This is a genomic window from Dyella sp. 2RAB6 (assembly GCF_052115385.1).
Classification (GTDB): Bacteria; Pseudomonadota; Gammaproteobacteria; order Xanthomonadales; family Rhodanobacteraceae; genus Dyella_D.
Genome location: NZ_JBFRGP010000010.1, coordinates 26,734 through 46,078 on the forward strand (window position 1 = coordinate 26,734; position 19,345 = coordinate 46,078).

General features: G+C 66.9%; 18 protein-coding genes. 10 read left to right on the forward strand and 8 right to left on the reverse strand.

Going from position 1 to position 19,345, the window contains the following annotated elements; translation table 11 throughout:
- Positions 1-143 precede the first annotated feature (143 nt).
- Both AB4083_RS14930 and AB4083_RS14935 read left to right on the forward strand, forming a co-directional pair.
- A complete protein-coding gene (locus AB4083_RS14930; RefSeq protein ID WP_441608870.1) occupies positions 144-1,616 on the forward strand; it encodes a porin in 1,473 nt (490 codons plus the stop codon).
- Positions 1,617-1,677: 61 nt separating this feature from the next.
- Positions 1,678-3,333: an MFS transporter gene (locus tag AB4083_RS14935; RefSeq protein ID WP_441608871.1), complete on the forward strand. Its 1,656-nt coding sequence runs from the start codon at positions 1,678-1,680 to the stop codon at positions 3,331-3,333.
- A gap of 67 nt (positions 3,334-3,400) precedes the next feature.
- Here the strand turns inward: AB4083_RS14935 and AB4083_RS14940 are convergent, their stop codons facing one another.
- On the reverse strand, positions 3,401-3,625 hold the full coding sequence (locus tag AB4083_RS14940; protein ID WP_441608872.1) for a hypothetical protein: 225 nt from the start codon (positions 3,623-3,625) through the stop codon (positions 3,401-3,403).
- Between the two features lie 184 nt (positions 3,626-3,809).
- Between AB4083_RS14940 and AB4083_RS14945 the strand changes: the two genes are divergently transcribed.
- The 3 genes from AB4083_RS14945 (at position 3,810) to AB4083_RS14955 (ending at position 8,343) form a co-directional block, all read left to right on the forward strand.
- Positions 3,810-6,029, forward strand: a complete 2,220-nt coding sequence (locus tag AB4083_RS14945) for a hypothetical protein (RefSeq protein WP_441608873.1) — start codon at positions 3,810-3,812, stop codon at positions 6,027-6,029.
- Between the two features lie 60 nt (positions 6,030-6,089).
- Positions 6,090-7,169, forward strand: coding sequence for a PA0069 family radical SAM protein (locus tag AB4083_RS14950; protein ID WP_441608874.1), 1,080 nt, complete (start codon positions 6,090-6,092; stop codon positions 7,167-7,169).
- A 70-nt stretch (positions 7,170-7,239) separates the two neighbouring features.
- A complete protein-coding gene (locus tag AB4083_RS14955) occupies positions 7,240-8,343 on the forward strand; it encodes a PA0069 family radical SAM protein (protein ID WP_441608875.1) in 1,104 nt (367 codons plus the stop codon).
- A gap of 33 nt (positions 8,344-8,376) precedes the next feature.
- Here the strand turns inward: AB4083_RS14955 and AB4083_RS14960 are convergent, their stop codons facing one another.
- The 6 genes from AB4083_RS14960 to AB4083_RS14985 all read right to left on the reverse strand — a co-directional run bounded on the left by AB4083_RS14960 (position 8,377) and on the right by AB4083_RS14985 (position 15,298).
- Positions 8,377-9,687 carry a type II toxin-antitoxin system HipA family toxin gene (locus AB4083_RS14960; RefSeq protein ID WP_441608876.1) on the reverse strand — a complete coding sequence of 437 codons (1,311 nt, stop codon included), beginning with the start codon at positions 9,685-9,687 and terminating at the stop codon, positions 8,377-8,379.
- A 2-nt stretch (positions 9,688-9,689) separates the two neighbouring features.
- Positions 9,690-10,013, reverse strand: a complete 324-nt coding sequence (locus tag AB4083_RS14965; RefSeq protein WP_441608877.1) for a helix-turn-helix domain-containing protein — start codon at positions 10,011-10,013, stop codon at positions 9,690-9,692.
- Between the two features lie 391 nt (positions 10,014-10,404).
- The gene (locus AB4083_RS14970; protein ID WP_441608878.1) at positions 10,405-12,432 is read right to left on the reverse strand and encodes a S9 family peptidase; all 2,028 of its coding nucleotides are present in this window, start codon (positions 12,430-12,432) and stop codon (positions 10,405-10,407) included.
- Between the two features lie 94 nt (positions 12,433-12,526).
- Positions 12,527-13,450: a patatin-like phospholipase family protein gene (locus tag AB4083_RS14975; protein WP_441608879.1), complete on the reverse strand. Its 924-nt coding sequence runs from the start codon at positions 13,448-13,450 to the stop codon at positions 12,527-12,529.
- 90 nt (positions 13,451-13,540) lie between these two features.
- Positions 13,541-14,239 carry a 2OG-Fe(II) oxygenase gene (locus AB4083_RS14980; RefSeq protein WP_441608880.1) on the reverse strand — a complete coding sequence of 233 codons (699 nt, stop codon included), beginning with the start codon at positions 14,237-14,239 and terminating at the stop codon, positions 13,541-13,543.
- 42 nt (positions 14,240-14,281) lie between these two features.
- On the reverse strand, positions 14,282-15,298 hold the full coding sequence (locus tag AB4083_RS14985; protein WP_441608881.1) for a class 1 fructose-bisphosphatase: 1,017 nt from the start codon (positions 15,296-15,298) through the stop codon (positions 14,282-14,284).
- 185 nt (positions 15,299-15,483) lie between these two features.
- Between AB4083_RS14985 and AB4083_RS14990 the strand changes: the two genes are divergently transcribed.
- The 5 genes from AB4083_RS14990 (at position 15,484) to AB4083_RS15010 (ending at position 18,024) form a co-directional block, all read left to right on the forward strand.
- Entirely contained in the window at positions 15,484-15,858 is a 375-nt protein-coding gene (locus tag AB4083_RS14990) for a VOC family protein (protein ID WP_441608882.1), read from the forward strand.
- A gap of 161 nt (positions 15,859-16,019) precedes the next feature.
- Positions 16,020-16,631: a DJ-1/PfpI family protein gene (locus tag AB4083_RS14995; protein ID WP_441608883.1), complete on the forward strand. Its 612-nt coding sequence runs from the start codon at positions 16,020-16,022 to the stop codon at positions 16,629-16,631.
- 10 nt (positions 16,632-16,641) lie between these two features.
- Positions 16,642-16,830 carry a hypothetical protein gene (locus AB4083_RS15000; RefSeq protein ID WP_441608884.1) on the forward strand — a complete coding sequence of 63 codons (189 nt, stop codon included), beginning with the start codon at positions 16,642-16,644 and terminating at the stop codon, positions 16,828-16,830.
- The gene (locus AB4083_RS15005) at positions 16,827-17,231 is read left to right on the forward strand and encodes a GFA family protein (RefSeq protein WP_441608885.1); all 405 of its coding nucleotides are present in this window, start codon (positions 16,827-16,829) and stop codon (positions 17,229-17,231) included. The genes AB4083_RS15000 and AB4083_RS15005 overlap by 4 nt, the downstream gene beginning before the upstream one ends.
- A gap of 88 nt (positions 17,232-17,319) precedes the next feature.
- Positions 17,320-18,024: a helix-turn-helix transcriptional regulator gene (locus tag AB4083_RS15010; RefSeq protein WP_441608886.1), complete on the forward strand. Its 705-nt coding sequence runs from the start codon at positions 17,320-17,322 to the stop codon at positions 18,022-18,024.
- Between the two features lie 43 nt (positions 18,025-18,067).
- Here AB4083_RS15010 and AB4083_RS15015 read toward each other — a convergent pair whose 3' ends face one another.
- Entirely contained in the window at positions 18,068-19,303 is a 1,236-nt protein-coding gene (locus AB4083_RS15015; protein ID WP_441608887.1) for a lytic murein transglycosylase, read from the reverse strand.
- Positions 19,304-19,345 lie beyond the last annotated feature (42 nt).

Here is a 19,345-nt window from a genome sequence, read left to right on the forward strand (position 1 = left end):
GTCCTGCGAGTGTAGCGAAAGGCCGGCAACGCGCACGTGACGGGCTCGGTTCGACTTTGGTCGAGGTTCGACCAATGGGGAATAGGCGGCCGCATTGCAGCATCCCCAAGCTCGCTGCTGCCATTGCCTGGGGAGGCACGACCATGGTGTTCACACGTTTAGGCGGCCATCGGGCCGCCGTCGCGCTGGCCATCGCCGCCGCGCTGGCTTTGCCGGCGGTAGCGCAGGCCGAACCGCAATCGAAGAGCAAGCCCAAGACCACCGCCACGCACGAGCAGCAGCTCGAATCGCGCGTGTCCCAGCTCGAACAGGAGCTGGCGGAACTGAAGGACATGCTGCGTCAGCAACAGACCCAGCAGCAGCAACAGCAGCAACAGGTGGTCCAGGCGCAGCAGCAGGCCGCCGAGGCCAATGCCACTGCGCAGAAAGTGGCCGCCGCGCCGCCGCCGAAGGAAAGCTTCAGCAGCGCACCGGGTGTATCTGTCGCGTTGCATGGCTTCATCAGCGCCAGCGCCTTCAACCAGAGCAAGAATTTCTCGTTCGGCAACGGCCAGAACGCGGAGTACCCGATTCCCAAGACCAGCGCCGCGCCCGCGTCCGGCTCGCTCAGCGGCGTGGACATCCGCAACACGCGCTTCTGGCTCGACTTCAAGGGCGCCAAGTTCACCGACAACTGGACCGGTGGCGGCCGCATCGAGATGGACTTCTTCGGCGGCTTCAACGGCACCGGCCCCTACAGCGAGCAGCAGCCCGTGCCGCGCCTGCGCCAGGCCTATATGGACCTGACCAATCCGGAGACCGGCAGCACCGTGCGCATCGGCCAGCAATGGGAGCTGCTGTTCCCGCTGGACATGGTCTCGACCTCGCTGTCGCACATCGCATTTCCCCTTGGCTTCGGCACCGGCCTGATCGGCTGGCGCTTCCCGGGCGTGGTGTGGATGCAGGACTTGAACCACAGCTCTACCTCCGGCCCGAAGTGGCGGCTCGATCTGGGCGCCTTCGAAGGCAACTGGAACGGGCCCGGCGACAACCTCAACTACCTGACCGCAGGCAACGCCGGTTTCCGCCCGCAGGTGGAAGCGCGCCTGCACGTGCAGGACAAGGACTGGCTGGCGTTCTTCGTGGTGCATTACAGCCAGGTCAACCTGAAGGGCGTGGGCGACACCGTGCCGACGCCGATCAAGGACAAGCTCGACAGCATGGTGTGGGAACTCGGCGGCAACTGGCGGCCCGGCCCGTGGAACCTCAAGGCGCTGGTGTATGCCGGCAAGGGCATCGGCCAGGTGTTCGGCGACCTCTCGCAGTTCGGCGACATCAAGGACAAGGGCGGCTATCTGCAGGTCGGCTACAACTTCACCAAGAACTGGAGCGTCAACGCGTTCTACGCGCAGAGCAATCCGGACGACAAGGACGTGATCCGCTGGGCCGGCAAGGCGCCGTTCGCCAATGCGCGCCTGCGCAACCGGCAGAGCGCGCTGAGCCTGCAGTACGCCGCCGGCGCCTACGAACTGGGCGCGGAGTGGATCTACGACAAGCTCGACTACACCACCAACGGCACCGACCGCAAAAAGCTCAACGGCAACCAGGTCAGCCTGAACGCGCTCTACAAGTTCTGATCCGCAGCGGCGGCGCACGGGGGTGCGCCGCCGCTGCACTTACATCCGCATGGGGAGCAACATGGCTACGACCGCAACAGGCGCCGCGATGAAGGACACCAGTCACCGCAGGGTGATCCTGGCCTCCAGTCTCGGCACCGTCTTCGAGTGGTACGACTTCTATCTGTACGGCTCGCTCGCCGTGCTGATCGGCAAGCACTTCTTCTCCGGCCTCAACGAAACCAGCGCCTTCATCTTTGCGCTGCTGGCCTTCGCCGCCGGCTTCGCGGTGCGTCCGTTCGGCGCCATCGTGTTCGGGCGGCTGGGCGACCTGGTCGGGCGCAAGTACACCTTCCTGATCACCATCATCATCATGGGCCTGTCCACCTTCCTGGTCGGCGTGCTGCCCAGCTACGGCACGGTGGGCATCATCGCGCCGGTGCTGCTGATCGCGCTGCGCCTGCTGCAGGGCCTGGCGCTGGGCGGCGAGTACGGCGGTGCGGCCACTTATGTGGCCGAGCACGCGCCGAACGGCAAGCGCGGCCTGTACACCAGCTTCATCCAGATCACCGCCACCTTCGGCCTGTTCCTGTCGCTGCTGGTGATCCTGGGCACGCGCATGTTCCTCGGCGACAAGGCATTCGAGGACTGGGGCTGGCGCCTGCCGTTCCTGATCTCCTCGGTGCTGGTGGCGGTGTCGGTGTACATCCGCATGCAGCTGCAGGAATCGCCGGTGTTCCAGCAGATGAAGGCCGAGGGCAAGCACTCCAAGGCGCCGTTGACCGAAGCCTTCGGCCAGTGGAAGAACCTCAAGCTGGTGATCCTCGCGCTGCTCGGCGCCACCGCCGGCCAGGCGGTGGTGTGGTACACCGGCCAGTTCTACGCGCTGTATTTCCTTACGCAGAGCCTGAAGATCGACGGCACCACGGCCAATCTGCTGATTGCCGGCGCGCTGATCATCGGCACGCCGTTCTTCGTGTTCTTCGGCTGGCTGTCGGACCGCATCGGCCGCAAGAGCATCGTGCTCGCCGGCTGCCTGATCGCCGCGCTCACCTACTTCCCGATCTTCAAGGGGCTGACCCACTACGGCAATCCCGCGATCGAGACCGCCGCGGCCAGCGCGCCGGTCACCGTGGTGGCCGATCCGAACGCGTGCAGCTTCCAGTTCGATCCGGTCGGCAAGAGCAAATTCACCAGCTCCTGCGACGTGGCCAAGACCTCGCTGGCGAAGAAGGGCATTCCGTATCGCAACGAAGCGGCACCGGCCGGCGCGTTGGCGCAGGTGAAGATCGGCGACCGCAGCATCGATGCGTTCGAAGGCGGCGGTCTGGACGGTGCCGCGTTCGCCGCGCAGAGCAAGGCTTTCGCCGGCACGGTCAGCGAAGCGCTGAAGACCGCTGGTTATCCGGACAAGGCCGACCCGGCCAAGACCAACAACGCCATGCTGGTGATCCTGCTGGCGATCCTCGTGCTCTACGTGACCATGGTCTACGGCCCGATCGCCGCCTGGCTGGTGGAGATGTTCCCCACCCGCATCCGCTACACCTCGATGAGTCTGCCGTATCACATCGGCAACGGCTGGTTCGGCGGCTTCGTGCCCACCATCGGCTTCATGCTGGTGGCGTGGAAGGGCGATATCTATTACGGGCTGTGGTATCCGATCATCGTGGCGGTGGGCACCTTCTTCATCGGCCTGCTGTTCCTGAAGGAGACCAAGGACGTGGATATCGGCAGCTGATGCCGATGCGCGCAGATGAAAAGAAACGGCGGCCACCATGGCCGCCGTTTTTTCTTGCGTCTGCGCTTCAGCGATTGAGCGGCGGCTTGCCTTCGCGCAGCCGCTGCAGCTCGTAGTCGGACAAGCTGTCCGCACGGGAATGCGCGTCGATCCTGGCTTGGGCGAAGGCCAATGCGGTGGCGACCGCGCCGACGATGCCCAGCAGCAGCCACAGGCCCATGGCGCCGCCGCTGTGGCGGGTGAAGCTCAGGGCCAGGGTGAGCAAGGTGCCGATCAGCAGGAGCCAGCGCATGGAAACCTCGTTCTTGCCAACAGTGATCGCCGGGTGGTCGCAGGGGTGACAGCGACGCTACGCCGACCCCGGCGCGGATCATAGTCGGCCGAAGGTGCGGGGTTTGCCGCGCCGCGCACAATCCGTGCGCGCACGCGTCGTAAGATCGGCCCCATCCCATCCCATCCCATCACGGTGACGGCCCATGGAAGCGAAGTCCACCGATGCCGGGCGCGCGGGGTGGCTGCAGCGCCTGTTCGACGGCGCCGGCGGCGCGGTCGCCTTGTTGCTCGATCATCTGAAACCCCTGCGGGTGTCGCTGTGCATCCTCGCCTTCGCCGTGGTGGTGGCGACCAGCGTGGACCAGGCGGCCGAGCTGTTCCTGATCGCGGTATGGATCGACCCCAGCGTGGGCCGCTACCTGGCGCTGCTCGGCAGCAGCGCGCTGGCCGGCCTGGCGGTGTGGTACGGCGCGCGCAACGCCTACCGGCTTACCTACCCGCGCTGGCCCGCGCTGCAGAACCGCCGCGGCGCCGGCATCCGCAACTGGCTGCCGCGCATCATGGGCGCGTCGATTCCGCTGCTGGTCCTGCTGGCCTATGTGCTGGCCCTGGTGCGGGTGCCGCACGGGCCCTGCGGCATCAGCCAGGACTGCGAAGGGCGGATGTGGCGCGCCGCCGGCCTGCTGCTGGTGTCGCTGGCGCTGGCGGTGTTCTTCATGACGCGGCGCCGCTTGCTCAACGCCTTGCCGCGATCGGAGAAGGTCTCGCCGGTTCCCTCGCAGGAAGAGCGCGTCGAGCGCCTGGGCGAGCTGGGCCACGCCGCGCGGATGGTATACACGCTGTCGATCCTCGCCAACATCGCCGCCACCGTGCTGATCGTGTGGCGACCGGAGCTGCTGGACGGCATCGGCCCGCTGGCGATCCTGCTGATTGCCGCGGCATTTCTCGCGCTCAACGGCGGTTGGGCCTGCATGCTGGCCGATCGCCGTGGCTTTCCGCTGCTGACCGGGCTGCTGGCGGTCAGCGTGCTGCTGCACGTGCTGCATTTGAACGACAACCACCGCGTGCGCCAGTACCCCGGCATGAGCACGCACCGCCATCCAGAGACGGCGCCGGCCGAGCATCGCCCGAGCTTCGACGATTACGCCAACGCCTGGCTCGACCAGCGCTGCGCCGGGCGCAAGCCCTGTCCGGTCGTGGTGGCCACGGCGGAGGGCGGCGGCATCCGCGGCGCCGCGTGGACGGCGCTGGTGCTGGCGCGGCTTACCGCGATGGTGGATGCGCGGCATCCGCAGCAGGGCGAGCCCCTGCTGGCGCGTTATCTGTTCGCGGGCAGCGGCGTGTCCGGCGGCAGCCTCGGCCTGGCGACGTATACGGCCTTGCTGCGCCAACCCGCCGGCGCACGCGCCGAGACCATGGAAAGCCGCGCGCGCCTGCTGCTCGACCACGACTACCTCGCGCCGACGCTGGCCAACATGCTGTTCGTCGACTTCACCCAGCGCTGGCTGCCGGGCGCGTGGTTCGACGACCGTTCCCGCGCGCTCACCCGCGCCTGGGAACACGCCGGCCGCAAGCAAGGCGTGGATGCTTTCGCGCAGCCCTTCGCCGCGCTCTACACCACCGCCAGCGGCGGCCCGGACATCGGCACGCCCGCGCTGTTCCTCAACAGCACCACCGTGGCCGAGGGGCGGCGTTTCATCCAGCACCCGTTCCGGCCGATGGCCACGCCGCAGGTGCAGCCATGGACCGCCGCTTTCGACGGCTCGGCCTGGCTGGACCCGCGCGTACCGCTGAGCGAAGCCGTGCTCGACAGCGCGCGCTTCACCTACGTCAGCCCCGCCGGCACGGTGGAAACCGCACCGCCCGCCGGGGTGACCGCACCGGTGCCTTCGCGCCTGCAACTGGTCGATGGCGGCTACTTCGAGAATTCCGGCGCGGTGACCTTGGGCGAGGTGATGCATCGCCTGCGCGAGCTGGCCAAGGCGCGCGGGCAGGAGCTGCGTTTTATCGTGCTGCATATCAGCAACGATCCGGAGCTGGACGATTTCGTCGACCGCCACGACCCGGCGCATCCGCTGCCGCTCTACACCACCGCCTGTTCCGGCGAACAGGTGGCCGGCGGCAAGGGCAGCGCGCCCCGCGGCGAGGCCACCGCGCCGCTGCTCGCCTTGCTCGACACGCGCACGGCACGTGGCGAGTACGCGCGGGCGCGCCTGCTCGACAGCCTGCATCCGAATGCAGCCGACCCCGCGCACGGCGACATGCTGTGGCATTTCCGGCTGTGTCCCGGCGAGTATCCGATCCCGCTGGGATGGACCATCTCCAGCCCGGTCTTCGACGAGATGCAGCGCCAGCTCGAGCACAACTATCCGTTGACGACGATGGCCGAGGCGCTGGATACGCAGCTCTCCGGCTCGCCCTGAAACACGCGCCCGGCGGCTGAATCTCAGTCGCTGCGACCATGCCGGCGTAGCCTGCGCGGCATGTCCGAGCTCGCCAAACCCGCCCGCATCATCAAGGGCCGGGGTTCGTCGTCCCGCACGGTCAGCCGCTTCGAAAAGCGCATTTACACCGCGGAAGACGACGGCTGGTACCAGGAGCAGGACGAAACCCCCCGCCTGCCCACCGAAGTGCGCGAGGACATCGCGCGCAGCATCATCAGCCGCAACGACTCGCCGGACGTGGGCTTCTCGCAGTCGGTCAATCCGTACAAGGGCTGCGAGCATGGCTGCGTGTATTGCTTCGCCCGTCCCAGCCATGCCTATCTCGATCTCTCGCCGGGCCTGGATTTCGAGACCAAGCTGTTCGCCAAGACCAATGCCGCCGAACTGCTGCGCAAGGAGCTGGCCAAGCCCGGCTACCGCTGTTCGTCCATTGCGCTGGGCATCAACACCGACGCCTACCAGCCGATCGAGCGCAAGTACCGCATCACGCGGCAGTGCCTGGAGATCTTCGCCGAGACGAAGCATCCCTTCGGCCTGATCACCAAGAACGCGCTGATCGAACGCGATATCGACCTGCTCGCCGCGATGGCGCGCGAGCAGCTGGTCAACGTGTATTTCTCGGTCACCACGCTGGACAACCGCCTGGCCTCGCGCATGGAACCGCGCGCCAGCGCGCCGCATGCGCGGTTGCGCGCGATGAAGGCGCTGCATGAGGCCGGCGTGCCGGTGGGCGTGATGGTGGCGCCGGTGATCCCGATGATCACCGACCGCGAACTGGAAGCGATCCTGGAAGCCGCCAAGGCACACGGCGCGCGCGCTGCCGGCTATGTACTGCTGCGCCTGCCGCACGAGCTGAAGACGATCTGGCGCGAATGGCTGGAACTGCATTACCCGGAGCGCGCCGAGCACGTGATGAGCCTGCTGCGCCAGATGCACGGCGGCAAGGACTACGACAGCGCCTTCGGCAAGCGCATGCGTGGCGAGGGGCCGTTCGCCCAGCTGATCCAGCAGCGCTTTGCCAAGGCTTGCGCCCGGCTGGGCTTCGGCCGCCTGCCGCCGGTGGATGCCAGCCGCTTCGTGGCGCCCAGGCTGCCGTCGCCGCAGGGTGAGTTGTTCTAGCCGGGCATGTGTCGCGCCGAGCGAGACGCTGGCGGCGCACACTACGCCGATGGCCGTGCCTTCCGATCCCATGCCCACCGATCCTGCGCCGATTGATCCCTGGCTCCGCGCGCTCAAGGGCCGTGGCGCCGCGTCCAATCCGCAGGGGCGCTTCGAGACCATCCGCCGGCACGCGGAGGACGACGGCTGGCAGCACGCCTTGCTGGTTGAGGAGCAGCCGCGCCCGCAGACGGTGGTGACGGAAGAGCACGCGCGCAGCGTGATCACCCGCAACGATTCGCCGGACATCGGTTTCGATCAGGCGATGAACCCGTATCGCGGTTGCGAACACGGCTGCATCTACTGCTTCGCACGGCCGTCGCACAGTTATCTCAATCTGTCGCCGGGCCTGGACTTCGAAACGAAGCTGCGCGCCAAGAGCAATCTTGCCGACGTGCTGCGGGCGGAGCTGGCCAAGCCGGGCTATGTGCCCAAGCCCATCAATATCGGCAGCAATACCGACGTCTACCAACCGATCGAAAAAAGCTGGCGCCTCACCCGCGCCGCGCTGGAAGTGCTGGCCGAATGCCGCCATCCGTTCACGCTGGTGACCAAGAACGCCATGGTCGAGCGCGATATCGACCTGCTCGCACCGATGGCGCGCGACGGCCTGGTGCAGATCTTCATGTCGATCAATTCGCTGGACAACCAGCTCGCCGCCAGGCTGGAACCGCGCGCCAGCGCACCGCACCGGCGCATCAAGGCGGTGCGCACGCTGGCCGAGGCCGGCGTGCCGGTCGGCGTCCTGGTGGCGCCGATCATCCCCGCGCTCAACGACCGCGACATGGAAGCCGTGCTGGAACAGGCCGCCGATGCCGGCGCCAACAGTGCCGGCTATACCGTGCTTCGCCTGCCGCACGAGCTGAAAGCACTGTTCCGCGAATGGCTGGCCTTGCACGCGCCGCAACGCGCCGAACACGTGATGAGCCTGGTGCAGCAGATGAACGGCGGCCGCGACTACGACAGCGACTTCGCCACGCGCATGCGCGGGCAGGGTGTGTTCGCCGATCTGCTGCGCAGGCGCTTCGAGGTGGCGTGCCGGAAGCATCGCTTCGGCCGCGCATGGGAACTGCAGCTCGACACGTCGCGGTTCACGCCACCGCGCAAGCCGTCGCCGCAGGGGCAGCTGTTCTAGTGTGACTAGAACAGTTTCGTGAGCGCCATTGGCCTAGTCATTCAATCCGTGATCTTTGGCAATGGAGCTCGCGATGTCGGTCGGAACACCGGCTTCCTTGGCGAATTCCTTCCAGAGAGAAACCGCGTCGGCGACGTCGCCGATGATCGCTTTCATGCCAGGAACCTCGAAGCGATCGCCTACAGCAAGAAGATCCTTGCGTGTGATCCCACTGAACTTGCCATTTACCGCCATCAGGTGTTCGCGCAGCCATTGATTGTTGGGGTCGTGCGCATGCGTGATGTCGTACGCAGGTGACAACTCCCAAGTGAACCCACGGCGCAGGAGGAACGAGAAGTTCTTCGTGTGGTCATCGCAGTTCGCGGCGCAGACATTGAAACACATGCGGCGAAAAGCCTCCGCGTAAGCCGATTGCGGCAGGCCAAGGCGTTGGATCACCAGGAAATACTGCGCATAGTCGTGCGTGGCCAACATCTTGTAGTCGAGATGGTCCATCGCACAGAGCGTCTGGATATGGTGCTTATCGCCACCTTCGCGGTCAAAGCGGCGGGTCATGAAGTGCGCGCGGTCATTCTCTTCGAGCAGGCGGCAATCGCTCATGGCCATGCCGGCCGCCGTCGCCATGAGGTAGTAGGCATACTCGATGCGGCCGTAGCCTTTACCGCTACCGAGACGGTCGGAAGGACCCAGGCGCGTGTCTTTTGCCACGCCGTCGAGTTTCAAGAGCCACGGACTGAATCCTTCGGGAGCCGGAACCTGACCGGACATGATTTCGTTGGTGCTGGGGTTCCAGGCAACGACGGCCTTTGCGCGCGCGCCGCCCGCCGAGGTACCCACTTGGATGAGGTTCTTGATTGCCGCTTCTGCCTCGCGATCACCATCGAAGTTACCTTGCAGAGCTTTACGCGCTGCGAAGACAAGCTCGCCTAACTGGATCGCGGTCGGCTTGGCTTGGCGGGGTCCACGTACCGGTTTGAATTGCAGCGCGCCCATGGATCGGGCGCCCATGTAGGCGAGTCGATCGAGTGCCGTGATACTTCGCGAGCCCACGCCCTTCTGTGCGAGGAAGCCGTTGATCAGGTTATTGCCGAAATCATCGGGCAGGCTATCAGCAAGAAGTGCCGGCAGGCTCTTGAACGTGGCCTCTGGCAAAAGTGGAAACGTGTATGGTTCCCGTGCAAGCGGCATGTGGAGCGGGGATAGTTCGATGCCACGCCTTATCCAGCCATCGGTGTACTGGAAGACAAATGCACGCTGTTTGGGATCGCGAACGACGGCACCGATCTCGGTATCCCAGGCAAAAACGCGTACAGCTTCCACTGGTTGGTAGGCGGACGCGGCCATTCTCACTTCTTCCTTGGCTTGACGACGCGCAGCGGCGTGGAAGTCTTGCCTGTACGCACGACGTCCAACGGGCTGACCGTGATTTCCGGCTGGATGGCGTCAAGCAAGTCGGTGCGATCGAGGGCGCGGAGCACTCGAATGAAGGTCTTGAGCGTCGAACCCTTGCCACCTTCCAGGTTCTTTATCGCGCTGACGCTCACGTTGGCCAGACTGGCCAGCTCTTTTTGATCGACGCGTTTGCGTATCCGTAGGGCATGGATCTGGGAGCCGACTGCATGCTCCCACTCTTCCGTGCTGCGATTATTATGAGAACTTGTAAGGGACATAAATACGTCTCTTATGTGAAAAAAATCCACATATGGCTTGAATTAAAGCTTTTATATATCATCTATGTTATAGCTTCAACTAGAGCTTTAAAGGGAAAAGATGGCTCTAAGGTGTTCTTCTAAAGCCATTAAAAACCACAAGAACTCGGACGCAAGCCCGGGCTCTGTCTGCCGAACTATCGCGCCAATGCCTCGAAGTGAACTCGGCGCTTGCCGCAACGCCAACCATCGCTGTGGACGGTTGTTCCGGTACGCCATCGGCCCAAGGTTTTTCATCCGCTGAATAGATACTTGAATAGATTTCAAGGAAATAATCTATTCAATATCAAAGATTTACATATTCAGATGAATAGATTCGCGAATAGATTCTCGAGTGGATTCCCTGCGGCTCTCACGGCGCCGCCGGCAGGTACTTCTGGAACCACATCAACGCCCGCTGCAACACATCGCGCTGATGCTCCGGGTCAACGAAGTGATGTCCTTCGTTCGGATAGATCACCAGCGAGGTCGCTACGCCCTGGGCGCGCAATGCGTGCCAGAACTCCAGCGACTGCGGCGCGGGGCATTCGGCGTCACGGTCGCCGACCACCACCAGGGTGGGCGCGGTGGTCTTCTTGATGAAGTTGACCGCCGAGCTCTTCGCGTACACCGCGGGGTCGTCGTACACGCTGGCGCCGAAGTACGGCGGCATCCACTGGTCGATCAGGTTCTGGCCGTAGTAACTCTGCCAGTTGCCGATGCCGGCGCCGGCCACCACCGCCTTGAAGCGCTGGGTCTGGGTGGGCGCGAACATGCTCATGAAGCCGCCGTAGCTCCAGCCGGTGAGGCCCAGGCGCTGGTCGTCCACCGGCAGGCGTTTTTCGATGGCATCGATGCCGGCCAGCGTGTCGCGCAGATCGCCATAGCCGAAGTCCTTGCGGTTGGCCTGCACGAAGGCTTCGCCCTGGCCGAAGCTGCCGCGCGGATTGGGCAGGAACACGAAGTAGCCCAGCGCCCCGAACGGGATGCCGCCGTAGCCGACGCGCGGCCAGTGCGAGATCAAGGCACTGGCCGGACCGCCGTGGACGTTCACCACCATCGGATAGGTCTTGGCCGGATCGTAGTTGGCCGGATAGATCAGCCAGCCCTGCATGCGGCGGCCGTCATGCTCCCATTCCACCGATTCGGCCTTGCCCCAGGTGGGCTTGTTGTCGGCATTGATGTGGGTGACGGCGGGCGGCGGGGTCTGCCCGAGCGGGCCGGCGTGGACTTCCGGCGCGGCCGCGAACGAATGCTGCACGAAGGCCACGCGAGCCTGGTCCCTGGACAGCGACAGCGCCATGGCTGCGCTGCCATCGGTGATCGTGGCGGGCAGGGTGAACAGCACGCGCTCCTGCGTCGCGGCGTCGGCCGTCACCGTGTATTGCGCCACCTGGCTGTGTCCGCCGGCGACCTGGCTGACCAGCATGTGGCTGGCATCTTTCCAGGCCAGCCACACGGGTGTGACATGGATGCCAGGCGTCAGGTTGGCGGGTTCGCCGCCGCTGGCCGGCACGCTGTAGATATCGCCGCCGGTGGCGCCCTGGTCGCTCATCAGTCCGCCGATAAAGGCGATGCGCTGGCCGTCCGGCGACCAGCTCGGCAGGGCCAGTTGCAGGCCGTGCAGGCTGCCGCGCGTCGCGGCGGGGTCCACCGCCACGCGCGCGGCGGCGCCGGGCTGCGCGTCCTGCACGAGCAGCTTGGCGATCCACCAGTTGTTGTCGCCCGGCGGCGGCGCGGCGACATAGGCCAGGCGCTGCGCATCCGGTGACCAGGCGAACTCGTAGACATGGCTGCCGGCGGGGCTGAGCAGGCGCGGTGCACCGCCTGCGGCGGCCACCGTGGCGACGCGCTGCACTTCGACGCCGTCCACGCCAATCTCGCCCTCGGCCGGCTTGGCCGCTTCCAGCGCGCTGGAGCGGCGCGTGCCGTTCTCCACGTACAGGAAGCCGAGCGCCTTGCCGTCCGGTGCCCAGCTCAGGTCCTGCGCCGGGCCCTTGAGCACCGACAGTTTCTTCAGACCCTTCGGATCATTGGCGTCGGCGACGAACAGATCCTTGTGCTTGTCGCTGTTGCCGCAATCGGAAAGAAACGCCAGGTGCCGCGAATCCGGCGCCCACGCGATATCGCTCTGGCTGCAGCTGCCGGCCTGGATCGAAGCGACCGGATGCGCATCGCTGCCGTCGACCTTGGCCAGCTCCACCACCGGCTTGCCCTTGGTGCGCACCACCCAGGCCAGCCGCTGGCCATCGGGCGAGAGCCGCGCCATCGCGATCGGCCGCGTCCTGGCCAGTTCGGCGAGCACGCGTTCGATGCGCGGATCGGGGCCCGCCTGGTCGGCGAAGGCCAACGGAGCGAAGGCGAATGCGAGTAAAGGCAGCCAGCGGATGGCGTGACGCATGGGCGGAGTCCGGCGTTCGGGGAAAGCCGCACGCTAGCAGCCGCCTTGGGTGCAGGCCAGGGCAGGAAGTGCCGCGGCCTGCGCACGGAGAACGTCAGTGAGTCGCCACCGCCGGTGCGGCTGGCGCCTTGCGCGCCGCTTCCAGTGCGGCCAGCTTCGCCTTGAGCGCCGGCATGGCCGCCATCGCGGCGCGCTCGCCCTCGAGGATCGCCTGGTTCTTCTGCTCGAAATCGGTGGCGCCGATCTGGTTGACCTTCGGGCGGATCACCACGTCGGCGCGCGCCAGTTCCTGCTCGCCGAGCTTCTGGCCCATGATGCTGATCGACTGGCCGACCACGCCCAGCATGCCCTGCGGATTGGAACCGTCGGCCTTGCTGGAGATGTCCACCGCGATCACCAGGTCCGCGCCGAGCTGGCGCGTGGCGTCCACCGGCACCGGGCTGACCACGCCGCCGTCGACGTAGTGCTTGCCGCCGATCTCCACCGGCTCGAACACACCGGGAATACTGCTGGACGCGCGCACCGCCTGGCCGGTGTTGCCGCGCACGAACACCGTGCGGCGGCCTTCCTCCAGCTGGGTGGAAACCGCGGCGAACGGCAGCTTGAGTTTCTCGATCGGGCGGTTGCCGACCAGCTGGTTGACGTAGTCCTGCAGCTTCTGGCCCTGCACCAGGCCGCGCGAGAAGAACTGCATGTCGCGGATCTTGGCCTCGTCCAGGTTGAAGGCCTGCTCCTGCAGCTGGAACGGATCCATGCCGCTGGCGTACAGCGCGCCGACCACACTGCCGGCGCTGGTGCCGGCCACCACGTCCGGATGGATGCCGTTGGCCTCGAGCATCTTGATCACGCCGATATGCGCGAAGCCCTTGGCCGCGCCACCGCCCAGAGCCAGGCCGATGCGCAGCTTGGGCAGCACCACGGTGGGCGGCGGAGGCGGGGTGGGCTTCGGCGCGCCGCCGAAGCAGGCGGTCAGGGCGAGGGTGGACAGCAGCAGGACGAAGCGGGCGGGGCGGCGCATGGAGTGGGCAGGCAAGTGGTCGGATGGCGGGCGAGTGTAAGGCCGGATCGGGGCGCCGCGCGGGACGGACGCGGCGCCGACCGGGACAGCTCAGCCGCCGTATAGCTTCTCGGCGCGCTGGAACAGCACCCAGCTGGTGGCGATGTACTTGTCGCCGCCGCTCGGCCGGTTGCCGCGATGGGTATGGGTGAACGCGGCCGGCGCCAGCAGCAGGCTGCCGGTGCGCGGCGCCACCTTGCGCTGCTGGTGCAGGAACTCGGTCGCGCCCTCGGCGAAGCCGTCGTTGAGGTAGATCGTCCACAGCAGGTGCCGGTGCAGGGTCTGCGCGGAGGCGTCGCGCGGGAACAGCTCGCAATGCCAATACGGATACCCGCCGCTGCCGGCGCGGTAGCGCTGCAGGTTGATCGAACCGGGCACGAACACCTGCCGCGCCAGCGCGCCAAGGGCGACGTCGTCCATCGCCGCGAGATCCGCCTCGCCCAGGCGGCGCCGTTCGCCGCTGGCCGGATCGGGTACCTGCAGCATCAGCGGCGCGATCAGCGTGTACGGATAGCGCCGCAGATACGCCACCAGGCCGTCTAGCATGGCCAGGTTGAGCGCGGTCTCCGCGTCGCGCCATTCCGGGCGGCCGCTGATGGTGATGTCGCTGCTGCGCTTGAGCTCCGGATACACGCCGCCGCCGACCTGGCCGGGCACGGCGTCGCCGCTGTGCTCGAAGCGCTCGATCAGGGCGGCGCAATGCTCAGGCGCCAGCGCGTCGTGGAAGACCTCGATGAAATCGCCCGGCATGTCCCTTTCCCGCGCCCGCCCTGATGGTTCCGCTGTAATGGCTCAGCCCTGCGCGCCGTCGGCTTCCCGGTGGTAGTGCGTGGCCAGCTCGATCTCGTGCTTCGAACCCAGGAACACCGGCACGCGCTGGTGCAGCCCGCTCGGCTGCAGTTCCATGATGCGCTGGCGCCCGGTGGTGGCCGCGCCGCCGGCCTGCTCGACGATGAAGGCCATCGGGTTGGCTTCGTACAGCAGGCGCAGCTTGCCGCCCTTGGCCCTGTTCTTGGCGTCCAGCGGATAGAAGAACACGCCGCCGCGGGTCACGATGCGGTGCACGTCGGCCACCATCGAGGCCACCCAGCGCATGTTGAAGTCCTTCGCGCGCGGGCCTTCGGTGCCGGCCAGCAGCTCGCCGACGTAGCGCTGCATCGGCGCTTCCCAGTGGCGCTGGTTGGACATGTTGACGGCGAACTCGGCGGTCTCTTCCGGGATGCGGATGTCGCGGCGGCTCAGGGTGAAGCTGCCCACCTCGCGGTCCAGGGTGAACTCGTGGGTGCCGTGGCCGAAGGTCAGCACCATCAGCGTGGCCGGGCCGTAGACCACGTAGCCGGCGGCCAGCTGCCGGGTGCCGGGCTGCTGGAAGTGCTCGGCGGCGGGCTCGCTGATGCCGTCCGGGCAGCGCAGGATCGAGAAGATCGTGCCCACCGAGATGTTGACGTCGATGTTCGACGAGCCATCCAGCGGATCGAACAACAGCAGGTGGTTGCCCTTCGGATACATGTCGGGGATCGGCTGCGGGTCTTCCATCTCCTCCGACGCGCAGGCGGCGAGCTGGCCGCCCCAGGCGTTGGCTTCGAGCAGGATCTCGTTGGAGATCACATCCAGCTTCTTCTGCGCCTCGCCCTGCACGTTGTCGCTGCCGGCATTGCCCAGCACGCCGCCGAGGGCGCCCTTGCTGGTGGCCACCGAGATGCGCTTGCAGGCGCGCGCGACCACTTCGATCAGCAGGGACAGTTCGGCGTTGATGCGGCCGGCGCGGCGTTCCTCGATCAGGAACTGGATGAGCGAAACGGGCTTCATGGCGGGTCCGTGACGGATGGGAACGCGCATTGTCCGGGCAGTTGCTGAACCGCGCCAGCCGGAAAACTGCCCGCCGCCTTCACCGTTCCGTCATCGCGGGCCGTAGGGGCCTGCTGACAACACGTTGGCAGCAGGGGGTCCCCAGACTGCGCCCCACACCTTCGGACAACACAAGGAACAAGGCCATGCTCAACCCTGTCGTCACCAACTGGTTCGAAATCCCGGTCCGCCAGATGGACCGCGCCATCCGCTTCTACGACAGCTCGCTGGGTACTTCGCTGCACAGCGAACTGTTCGGCGGCATGGAGCTGGCAGTGTTCCCCTACGACGCCGACCAGCACGTCACCGGTGCGCTGATGCGCCTGGACGAGTGCGAGCCGTCCATGCACGGCAGCACGGTGTACCTGAGCGTGGCCGACGTGGCGCAGACCCTGGCCAAGGTCGAGGAGGCCGGCGGCTCGGTGATCGTGCCGCGCACGGTGCTGCCGGAGGGCAAGGGCGCATTCGCGCAATTCCGGGACAGCGAGGGCAACCGGGTGGGCCTATGGTCCCGGCAGTGACCTGAAGCCCGCTCCCCGCCGCCGGCACGGGCCGGGCGGCGGGCGAGGGCGGCGGCGCGATGTCGTGGCGCGCCGCCTTCATTCGTCATTACCAGGAACGTCCCGTTATCCGGAGCCCGCCAAGGGACTCCGGCAAGGCATCGAAATGGAGGGAACTGAACATGCGTGACACTGTGTATTTCCTGGTGTTCGACGGCTTCGCCGACTGGGAAGCCGCACTCGCCCTGTGCGAGATCCGCCGCCCGGGCGACTGGCGCATCGTGACGGTGGGCTTTTCGGCCCGCACGGTCAGCTCGATGGGCGGCCTGCAGGTCACGCCCGAGCAGACCCTGGACCGGATCGACCTGTCCCGCGCGGCTTTGCTGATCCTTCCCGGCGGCCATCTGTGGCAGCGCGGCGAAGGGCAGGAAGCGGTGGACGCGGCCGAGCGCGTGCATGCCGCCGGCGGCACCGTCGCGGCGATCAGCAGCGCGGTACTGGCGCTGGCCCGGCACGGGCTGATGGCGCGCAGCCGCCACACCGGCAATTTCTCCGGCTTCGTCGGCGGCTATGGCGCCGTCTACGACGGCTCCGAGAAGTACGACCCCGATGCGCTGGCAGTCAGCGACGGCGGCTTCATCACCGCCAGCAGCCTGGGCAGCGTGGAGCTGGCGCGCGAGGTGATCCGCACGCTGGATCTGTACAGCGGCAGCGACCGCGAGCACTGGTACCGCCTGTTCAAGCACGCCGCGCCGCCGCCCTGGTATGCGGGCGAGCGGGCCGTCACCGTCTGAGGCTTACGTCATGAATCACCCGATCAACCGCGCGCTGATGGCCTACCGGCCGCTGTTCCTGAGCGGCTTGTCGCTGGACGGGCAATACCGCCCGTCGCCGGCACTGGCCAGGCGCACCCCGAAACCGGCCAGCGGCCTGGCCGCGACCTTGGCCATCGCCGCCGCCGCGTGGCACTCCATCCGAGGAATCACCCGATGACCAAGACCTATCACGGCAGCTGCCATTGCGGCCGCGTGCGCTACGAAGCCGATATCGACCTGTCGGCCGGCACCGGCAAGTGCAACTGCTCGGTCTGCTGGAAGATGCGTTTCTGGGGCGCGAGCGTGAAGCCCGCGGCGTTCCGCCTGACCGCCGGCGAAGGCGAGCTGGCCGATTACCAGTTCAACACCAACAGCTGTCACCACGTGTTCTGCACGCATTGCGGCGTGCATCCGTTCGGCCATGGCTATATCGAGGAAGCCGGCGGTGCCTACTATTCGGTCAACCTCGCCTGCCTCGACGACGTCGGGCCGCAGGAGCTGATCGAGGCGCCGGTGCGTTACTTCGACGGGCGCCATAACAACTGGATGGAAACGCCGGCGGAGATCCGGCACCTGTGAGCACGGCCGCGGCCAGCGCGGTGATGGATGCGCTGCGCCGTGACATCCGGCGCTGGCCGCCATCGCGCGGCTCGGCGATCATGTGCGGATGCGCCGCGCCGACCGCCTGTTCCTCATCATCCACGCCCTGCGCGGGCGCCGCACGGCGCTGCCGGCGCGGAGTCTGGCGGACACGCTCGGGGTCTCGCTGCGCACCGTCTATCGCGACGTGGCCGATCTGCAGCTTTCGGGCGTGCCGATCGAAGGCGAGGCCGGCGTCGGCTACGTGCTGCGCAAGGGCTCGGACATCCCGCCGCTGATGTTCACCGCCGACGAACTCGAATCGCTGGTGGTCGGCACGCGCTTCGTGCGCGCCTTCGCCGGCGAGAAGCTCGCCGCCGGCGCGCAGGCGGCGCTGCTGAAGATCGAGGCGGTGCTGCCGCCGGAGCTGCGCGAGCGCGCGGCGCGGACGCGCATCTACGCGCCGGTGTGGCGCGATGCCGGGCGCGTCGCCTTCGCCGCCATGATCGACCGCCTCAACGGCGCCATCAGCGACAGCCAGGTGCTGTGCCTGGACTACGCCGACGAAGCCGGCCGCACCAGCACGCGCGAAGTCGAGCCGCTGTGCCTGGCGTTCTGGGGCGGCAAGTGGACGCTGGGCAGCTGGTGCCGCCTGCGCGAAGGCTTCCGCAACTTCCGCCCCGACCGCATCGCCGATTGCCGGCCCACCGGCGAGCGCTTCGCGCCGCAACGCGGGCGCGACCTGGATGCTTATCTCGAAGCCATGCGCGGTTATTACGAGGGCATGGGCTGAACCGCATGTCGGGGTTCGCCTTTGGCGCACCCCAACCTACGCATCACGGGGACTGGCGCAGGGCTTTGAGGATCCGTTGCCCCGGCCGGCCATCGTCCGCCGGCAAGCCACGCTTGCGCTGCTCTTCCTGGATCGCCTGCCGCGTCTTGTCGCCGACCATGCCGTCGACAGTGCCGATGTCGTAGCCGCGGTTGATCAGCAACTGCTGGATCTCGCGGCGTTCCGCGCGCGAGGTGCCGGGATCGTCGGTGGGCCAGGACGCCACCATCCCCGGCTTGCCGTGCAGCCGATCCGACAGCAGCGCAATCGCCAAGGTGTAATTGATCGACGCGTTGTACGCATAGATCGCGTCGAAGTTGCGCAAGGTCAGGAACGCCGGACCCTGCGCGCCCGCCGGCAGCACCAGGCCTGCCGGCTCGTCGCCGCCGGGCAGGGGCGAACCGTCGACCAGGCGCACGCCCTGCGCGCTCCAGTAACTGAGTGGCCGCTTGGCGGTGCGCCCGTTGATCTTGCTGTCGAACGGCCTGCTCTCGGACGACCTGCTCTCGGACAGCGAGGGCAGCTTCACCTCGTAACCCCACGGCTGCCCCGCCTGCCAATGCGACATCTGCAGGTAATGCGCGGTGGAGCCCAGCGCATCCGGCACGCTGGCGATCAGGTCGCGGTGACCGTCGCCGTCGAAATCCACCGCCACGCGCTCGAAGGTGGACGGCATGAACTGCGTATGCCCGAACGCGCCGGCCCAGGAACCCTTGAACTCGTCCGCGCCGATATCGCCGCTCTGCACGATGCGCAGCGCCGCAAAGAACTCGGTGCGGAAATACTCCTGCCGCCGCCCCATGCACGAGAGCGTGGCCAGCGACTGCAGCAGCGGCTTCTGGCCGAACTGCTGGCCGTAGTTGCTCTCCACGCCCCACACCGCCACTACGGTGGCGGGGTCCACGCCATAGGTCTGCTGCGCGCGCTCCAGCACCGCCGACCATTGCTTGAGCCGCGCCTTGCCGTCATCGACGCGCTCCTGGTCGACCAGGGCCGACAGGTAATCCCACACCGGAATCACGAACTCGGGCTGACGGTTGAGCGAATCGATCACCGTGGGATCGGCCACCAGCTCGTGCGTGTAGCGCTGGTAGGTATCGGCGCGCACGCGCGCCTGCACCGCTTTGGGCGCCAGCTCGGCCAGGCAACGGGCGAAGTCGTCCTGCGCCTGGGCGATGGCGGGCAGGGCCAGCGCGAAAACGAATGGAGCGAAGCAGATGGCGGAGCGGGGAGCGCGCATGGCGTGGCCGTGGTGGCTGCATGGGGGACGCCCAGCCTAACC